Origin of the sequence: Pseudomonas sp. FYR_7 (assembly GCF_043106155.1) — a bacterium.
In the GTDB taxonomy this organism is placed as follows: domain Bacteria; phylum Pseudomonadota; class Gammaproteobacteria; order Pseudomonadales; family Pseudomonadaceae; genus Aquipseudomonas; species Aquipseudomonas parafulva_B.
In genome coordinates this window covers 73406-79590 of record NZ_JBICMI010000069.1, presented here as the reverse complement: position 1 = coordinate 79590, position 6185 = coordinate 73406, and the positions used below count along the sequence as shown (strand labels likewise).

Annotated in this window: 9 protein-coding genes; 5 read left to right on the top strand and 4 right to left on the bottom strand. The window is 61.4% G+C overall.

All coding sequences use genetic code 11. The features are described 5' to 3' along the window. Positions 1-112: 112 nt before the first annotated feature. Both trpA and trpB read right to left on the bottom strand, forming a co-directional pair. The gene (gene trpA / locus ACF8R3_RS17035) at positions 113-922 is read right to left on the bottom strand and encodes a tryptophan synthase subunit alpha (RefSeq protein WP_058638748.1); all 810 of its coding nucleotides are present in this window, start codon (positions 920-922) and stop codon (positions 113-115) included. Beyond that, positions 919-2136, bottom strand: a complete 1218-nt coding sequence (trpB, locus tag ACF8R3_RS17030; protein WP_392475044.1) for a tryptophan synthase subunit beta — start codon at positions 2134-2136, stop codon at positions 919-921. The genes trpA and trpB overlap by 4 nt, the downstream gene beginning before the upstream one ends. A gap of 108 nt (positions 2137-2244) precedes the next feature. Between trpB and ACF8R3_RS17025 the strand changes: the two genes are divergently transcribed. Further along, complete coding sequence (locus ACF8R3_RS17025; RefSeq protein WP_392515922.1) at positions 2245-3141, top strand: LysR family transcriptional regulator; 897 nt, start codon at positions 2245-2247, stop codon at positions 3139-3141. Here ACF8R3_RS17025 and ACF8R3_RS17020 read toward each other — a convergent pair. Continuing rightward, the gene (locus ACF8R3_RS17020) at positions 3138-3461 is read right to left on the bottom strand and encodes a YqjD family protein (protein WP_058603646.1); all 324 of its coding nucleotides are present in this window, start codon (positions 3459-3461) and stop codon (positions 3138-3140) included. The two genes, ACF8R3_RS17025 and ACF8R3_RS17020, sit on opposite strands and share 4 nt — an antisense overlap. Before the next feature lie 150 nt (positions 3462-3611). On the opposite strand from ACF8R3_RS17020, the gene ACF8R3_RS17015 reads away from it, so the two are divergent. Then, positions 3612-3827, top strand: coding sequence for a dodecin (locus ACF8R3_RS17015; protein ID WP_023532741.1), 216 nt, complete (start codon positions 3612-3614; stop codon positions 3825-3827). A 101-nt stretch (positions 3828-3928) separates the two neighbouring features. Beyond that, entirely contained in the window at positions 3929-4150 is a 222-nt protein-coding gene (locus ACF8R3_RS17010) for a DUF1161 domain-containing protein (protein ID WP_023532365.1), read from the top strand. 122 nt (positions 4151-4272) lie between these two features. Here the strand turns inward: ACF8R3_RS17010 and ACF8R3_RS17005 are convergent, their stop codons facing one another. Then, a complete protein-coding gene (locus tag ACF8R3_RS17005; protein ID WP_058638747.1) occupies positions 4273-5277 on the bottom strand; it encodes an LLM class flavin-dependent oxidoreductase in 1005 nt (334 codons plus the stop codon). A 151-nt stretch (positions 5278-5428) separates the two neighbouring features. Between ACF8R3_RS17005 and ACF8R3_RS17000 the strand changes: the two genes are divergently transcribed. Both ACF8R3_RS17000 and ACF8R3_RS16995 read left to right on the top strand, forming a co-directional pair. Further along, the gene (locus tag ACF8R3_RS17000) at positions 5429-5854 is read left to right on the top strand and encodes an OsmC family protein (protein WP_058603648.1); all 426 of its coding nucleotides are present in this window, start codon (positions 5429-5431) and stop codon (positions 5852-5854) included. A 71-nt stretch (positions 5855-5925) separates the two neighbouring features. Next, positions 5926-6159 (top strand): DUF1161 domain-containing protein, encoded by a 234-nt coding sequence (locus ACF8R3_RS16995; RefSeq protein WP_058603649.1) that lies wholly within the window; start codon positions 5926-5928, stop codon positions 6157-6159. Positions 6160-6185: the final 26 nt, after the last annotated feature.

Below are 6185 nucleotides of genomic sequence, written 5' to 3'. Positions count from 1 at the left end.
ATACGCATCTCTCAAGTGCGCCGCGATGGGCCGCGCAGCGGCCCTAGGATATCAGCGTTGCAACATGAGCTGCCGCTCAAGATAGCCTCGGGCAACCGAGCGACAACCACCCCTAGCGCCGAGCGCCACGTACCCCTTCTGCCAAGGCCGAGCACAGGCTCAACACATCGTCTACCGCCTGACCGGGGTTCTGCGCGTGGGCAATCTTGTCGACCAGGGCTGAGCCTACCACCACACCGTCGGCGAGACGGGCGATGTTGGCCGCCTGCTCGGGGGTGCGAATGCCAAACCCGACGCTGATCGGCAAATCCGTATGGCGACGCAAGCGCGCAATGGCTTCGGTCACATGTTCTGTCGTCGCCGAGCCTGCGCCGGTCACACCGGCCACCGACACGTAGTAGACGAACCCGGAGCTGCGCTCCAGCACGCGGGGCAGGCGCGCGTCGTCGGTAGTCGGGGTGGTCAGGCGGATGAAGTCGATACCCGCAGCCTGGGCCGGGCTGGCCAGTTCGTCGTCATGCTCAGGCGGCAGGTCGACGATGATCAGGCCATCGACACCGGCTTCGTTGGCCTGGGCCACGAACGCTTCCACGCCAAAGCGGTGAATCGGGTTGTAGTAACCCATCAGCACGATCGGCGTGGTCTGGTCATCCTCTCGGAATTCGCGAACCATCTGCAGCGTCTTGGCCAAGGTCTGGCCAGCCTCGAGTGCACGCAGGGTGGCCAGCTGGATGGCCACGCCGTCGGCCATGGGGTCGGTGAACGGCATGCCCAGTTCGATCACGTCGGCACCTGCCGCCGGCAGGCCCTTGAGAATCTGGAGCGAGGCGTCATAGCCTGGATCACCTGCAGTGACGAAGGTGACCAGTGCTGCGCGGCCTTCGGTTTTCAGCTCGGCGAAACGTTGTTCAAGACGGCTCATGCCTGTTTCTCCTGGGCGGCCATGTGGTTCATGACGGTGTGCATATCCTTGTCCCCACGCCCCGACAGGCAGATCACCATCAGGTGGTCGTTGGGCAAGGACGGGGCGCGCTTGATGGCTTCGGCCAGCGCATGGGCGCTTTCCAGCGCGGGAATGATGCCTTCGAGCCGGCAGGATGCGTGGAAGGCATCCAGGGCCTCGTCATCGGTGATGCTGACGTATTCGACCCGCTTCACTTCGTGTAGATAAGCGTGCTCGGGGCCGATGCCCGGATAGTCCAGGCCTGCTGAGATCGAATGGGCATCGGTGATCTGGCCGTCGGCGTCCTGCAGCAAGTAGGTACGGTTGCCGTGCAGTACCCCAGGCACTCCGCCGTTCAAGCTGGCAGCGTGCTTGTCGGTCTGCACGCCGTGCCCGCCCGCCTCGACACCGATGATCTGAACGCTCGGCTCTTCGAGAAACTCGTGGAACAGGCCCATGGCATTGGACCCGCCACCCACGCAGGCCACCAGGCTGTCCGGCAGTCGGCCTTCCTTTTCCTGCATCTGGGCGCGGGTTTCCTTGCCGATGATCGACTGGAAGTCCCGAACCATGGCTGGGTAGGGGTGCGGGCCGGCTACGGTGCCGATCAGGTAGAACGTGTCGTCGACATTGGTGACCCAGTCGCGCAGGGCCTCGTTCATGGCATCTTTCAAGGTGCCGGTACCAGCGGTGACCGGCACGATTTCAGCGCCCAGCAGTTTCATGCGGAACACGTTGGCCTGCTGCCGCTCGATGTCGGTAGCACCCATGTAGATCACGCAAGGCAACCCGAAACGCGCCGCCACGGTGGCAGTAGCGACGCCATGCATGCCGGCACCGGTTTCGGCGATCAGGCGCTTTTTGCCCATGCGCTTGGCCAGCAGTACCTGGCCGATGCAGTTGTTCACCTTGTGCGCGCCGGTGTGGTTGAGCTCCTCGCGCTTGAAGTAGATCTTGGCGCCACCGCAGTGCTCGGTCAGGCGCTCGGCGAAATACAACGGGTTGGGACGGCCAATGTAGTCGCGTTGGAAGTAAGCCAGTTCTTCTAGAAATGCAGGGTCTGCCTTGGCCGCTTCGTATTCACGGGCCAGGTCCAGTACCAGTGGCATCAGGGTTTCGGCCACGTAGCGGCCGCCGAACGAGCCGAACAGGCCATTGGCATCGGGGCCGGGGCGATATTGGGACTGGGTCATGAGACGCTCCAAGGCATAACGGATGAGTGATGGGCTTTACTGTAACCATGACCTGCTCCGATGAAAACCGATAAGATTGCGCTGACCTGTCAGGAAAACTCACACGTAATGGCCAGTGATCTCCCGCCCCTCAATGCCTTGCGCGCCTTCGAGGCGACTGCCCGGCTCAACAGCGTCAGCCAAGCAGCTGAAGCGCTGCACGTGACCCATGGCGCAGTTAGCCGGCAAATCAAAGCGCTGGAAGCGCACCTTGGCGTTGCCCTGTTCGCCAAGGATGGGCGAGGTGTGAAACTCACAGATGCTGGCGTCAGGTTGCGTGACGTCAGTGGTGAGGTCTTTGATCGGCTGCGCGGGGTATGCCGGGAGCTGGCCCGCGAAGTGGAGCACGCACCTTTTGTGCTTGGCTGTTCCGGGAGCTTGCTGGCGCGTTGGTTCATCCCGCGTCTGGGGCGCTTGAATGCCGACTTGCCTGAGCTTCGCCTGCATCTTTCTGCCGGTGAGGGCGACCTTGACCCGCGTCGCCCCGGGCTGGATGCGTTACTGGTGTACGCCGAACCGCCGTGGCCAGCGGACATGCAGGTTCACGTACTGGCGCAGGAACGTATTGGGCCAGTCGTCAGCCCGCACTTCGAGGGCACTGGGCGCCTGCGCAAGACGGCGGTCAGCCAGCTATTGGAAGAATCCTTGCTGCACACCACGTCGCGCCCGCAAGCCTGGCCTACATGGGCGTTGGCCAACGGCCTCGATGTCCAGGCGCTGAAATATGGGCAGTCGTTCGAGCATCTGTATTACTTGTTGGAAGCGGCAGTCGCAGGGTTAGGAGTGGCCATCGCGCCTGAGCCATTGGTAGCCGATGACTTGCGTGCAGGGCGCTTGATCGCGCCATGGGGCTTTAGCGCAACGCCTGCAGCATTGGCACTGTGGGTGCCACGGCGCGCCGCCGATGGGCGCGCCGAGCAGTTGGCGCAGTGGTTACGCGCCGAGTTGGCTGGGCAGAGCGCTTAGTTGCGCTTGCACAGCAGGTAGGCAGCCAGCAGGCCCAGTGCGCCTATTGCCACGCCAGCGGTGGTGTAGGGGTGTTCCTGAGCGTAGTCGCGAGTAGCGATGCTGGTCTTGACCGTGCGGTCTTTGACTTCTTCGTAGGCGTCGCTCAGTAGGCTGCGCGAGTGCTTCAGGGCCGTCTCGGCATTGCTGCGAATAGCCTTGAGGGACTTCTGGGATTCCTCGGATGCGTCGTTCTTGAGGCTTTCCAGGCTTTTCAGGAGGCTCTCGATCTCGGCTTCCATGCTTTCCAGTGATGTTTTACGCAGCGAGTTGCGGGGCATGTTGACTCTCCTTCGCGTTATGGGCTCTAGAGATTGCGACTATCAAGCGAAGCGAAAGTGCGATCGAACTTTCTGCCGCTGCGCCTGCTCGCAGGTAAACCAGCACTGCGCTGCTAGGCTCAACGTTATCGCCATCCAAGGAGTCAACACATGTCCGATCACCACACGTACAAAATGCTCGAACTGGTAGGTTCTTCCACCACCGGTATCGAGGACGCCATTCAGAATGCCCTGGCCGAAGCTTCCAAAAGCGTGCAGATGATGGAGTGGTTCGAAGTCGTCAGCACCCGTGGTCACATTCGTGACAACAAGGTCGAGCACTTCCAGGTGACCCTGAAGGTCGGCTTCCGTATCACCAACAGCTGATACAGTTCCGGGCTGGATGTGCCTGGCGCGATGGGGTAAGACTTAGACGAGGCGCCTGATGGGCGCCTTTTGCGATTTCATCTGCACAAGGAAAGCAAGTGATGAACAAAGTGGTTCTGGCGTTGGGCCTGATGACCCTGGCGGGCGGCGCGATGGCTGCCGGCAAGCCGTGTGAAGAGCTGAAAGCGGAAATCGCTGCCAAGCTCGATGCCAAGGGCGTGCAAAACTACACGCTGACGGTCGTGGACAAGGGCGATCCCGCCGGCAAGGTGGTGGGCAGTTGTGAGGGCGGTACCAAGGAAATCGTTTACAGCCGCAACTAAGGGCCACCGAACCCCGCGGGTTGACCGCGGGGTTCGGGCATATGACCGGTTGCCAGGCTATCGGTCACCCGTCAAGACGCCGAGTCAGCCCGGTCCGCTCCACGGGGCACCCTGCTCGACAGCTAGGCTTGCTGCAGTGCCTGAGCCAGCAACTCGTAGGAGCGTATCCGGTCTGCGTGCTCGTACAGATCGCAGGTAAAGATCAGTTCATCGGCCCCTGTCTGCTCCAGCAGCACCTCGACCTTGGCGCGGACCTTATCAGGGCTTCCGATCATCGCCAGCCCCATGAAGCTGCCCACCGCGTCGCGCTCATGGGGCAACCACAAGCCGTTCATGGTTTCTACCGGAGGCTTCTGCATCAGGCTCTGGCCGCGAATCAAGGCCAGGATGCGTTGATAGACCGACGTGGCCAAGTACTCGGCCTTCTCGTCGGTCTCGGCCACTACCATGGGAATGCCGAGCATGACGTAAGGCTTGTCCAGCGTGGTGGATGGCTTGAAGTGATTGCGATAGACCCGAATCGCCTCATGCATGTAGCGCGGCGCAAAATGCGATGCGAAGGCATAGGGCATGCCACGCATGCCAGCGAGCTGGGCGCTGAACAGGCTGGAGCCCAGCAACCAGATAGGCACATCGGTGTCGTGCCCCGGCACGGCAATCACTTTCTGGTCATCGGTGCGTGGGCCCAGGTAGCGCGACAACTCTTCGACGTCATCCGGGAAATCGTCCGCACTGCCGGCTCGGTCGCGGCGCAGTGCATGGGCGGTCATCTGGTCGGACCCTGGTGCGCGGCCCAGGCCCAAGTCGATACGACCGGGGTACAGGCTGGCCAGGGTGCCAAATTGCTCGGCCACCACGAGCGGCGCGTGGTTGGGCAGCATGACGCCTCCGGAACCTACCCTGATACGCGATGTACCCCCCGCTAGGTAGCCGATCAGTACCGAGGTGGCCGAGCTGGCGATGCCGTCCATGTTGTGGTGCTCGGCTACCCAGAAGCGGTTGTAACCGAAGCGCTCGACATGCTGCGCCAGGTCCAGCGAATTGCGCAGCGATTGCGCGGGCCCTTGGTCGGCGCGCACTGGCACCAAGTCAAGGGTGGATATTTTCAGATTTCGCAACTGCGTCATGAAGCCTCCGCAATGATGGTTGGCCTGAGGCCTTTTGACTCTGTATGGGCGCAATCGTTGGATTCAATGTCCCCTGTCGGATTGAGCTGAACTCTCATCAGGCTACCAGCCTCTGAATCGATAGGTATTTAACCAATGACCGGGAGGCATCATGAAGAAGACAGCATCGGCAATCTGGGAAGGTGGTCTCAAGGACGGCAAGGGCCAGATCTCCACGGAAAGCGGCGCGCTCAAGAACAACCCTTATGGGTTCAACACCCGTTTCGAAGACACGCCGGGCACCAACCCAGAAGAACTGATCGGCGCCGCCCACGCTGGGTGCTTCTCGATGGCGCTGTCGATGATGCTGGGCGAAGCCAAGCTGACGCCCGAGCGTATCGACACTAAAGCCGAAGTCACCCTGGACAAGCAGGACGATGGTTTTGCCATCACTGCGGTGCACCTGGTGCTGAGCGCCAAAGTACCAGGGGCGAGCGAAGAACAGTTCCTGGAAATCGCCAACAAGGCCAAGCAGGGCTGCCCCGTGTCCAAGGTGCTCAACGCCAACATTACCCTGGATGCCAAGCTGGTGAGCTGATCGCTCCAGCCGTGGGCGGTTTGCGGTAATCTGAAAACCCGGCAGCCTCGCTGCCTTTACTGGAGCCGCCCATGATTCGCATCGCTACCGCTTTACTGGTCTCTCTGGTGACAACTTCGGCACTGGCAGCAATCAAGCCATGCGAGGAGTTGAAGGCAGAAATCGAGGCCAAGATCCAGGCCCAGGGTGTGCCGTCCTATACCCTGGAAATCGTGCCCAACAGCGAAGTGCAGGACCCCAACATGGTGGTCGGCAGCTGTGATGGAGGTGCCCGCAAGATCATTTATCAGAAGAATGATCAGTAAGCCTGGCAACCGCTGGGACCCGGAGG

Excerpts from the sequence above, each read along its gene's own strand:
- trpA (WP_058638748.1), bottom strand. The coding sequence starts at position 922 with ATGAGCCGTCTTGAACAACGTTTCGCCGAGCTGAAAACCGAAGGCCGC.
- trpB (WP_392475044.1), bottom strand. The coding sequence starts at position 2,136 with ATGACCCAGTCCCAATATCGCCCCGGCCCCGATGCCAATGGCCTGTTC.
- ACF8R3_RS17025 (WP_392515922.1), top strand. The coding sequence starts at position 2,245 with ATGGCCAGTGATCTCCCGCCCCTCAATGCCTTGCGCGCCTTCGAGGCG.
- ACF8R3_RS17020 (WP_058603646.1), bottom strand. The coding sequence starts at position 3,461 with ATGCCCCGCAACTCGCTGCGTAAAACATCACTGGAAAGCATGGAAGCC.
- ACF8R3_RS17015 (WP_023532741.1), top strand. The coding sequence starts at position 3,612 with ATGTCCGATCACCACACGTACAAAATGCTCGAACTGGTAGGTTCTTCC.
- ACF8R3_RS17010 (WP_023532365.1), top strand. The coding sequence starts at position 3,929 with ATGAACAAAGTGGTTCTGGCGTTGGGCCTGATGACCCTGGCGGGCGGC.
- ACF8R3_RS17005 (WP_058638747.1), bottom strand. The coding sequence starts at position 5,277 with ATGACGCAGTTGCGAAATCTGAAAATATCCACCCTTGACTTGGTGCCA.
- ACF8R3_RS17000 (WP_058603648.1), top strand. The coding sequence starts at position 5,429 with ATGAAGAAGACAGCATCGGCAATCTGGGAAGGTGGTCTCAAGGACGGC.
- ACF8R3_RS16995 (WP_058603649.1), top strand. The coding sequence starts at position 5,926 with ATGATTCGCATCGCTACCGCTTTACTGGTCTCTCTGGTGACAACTTCG.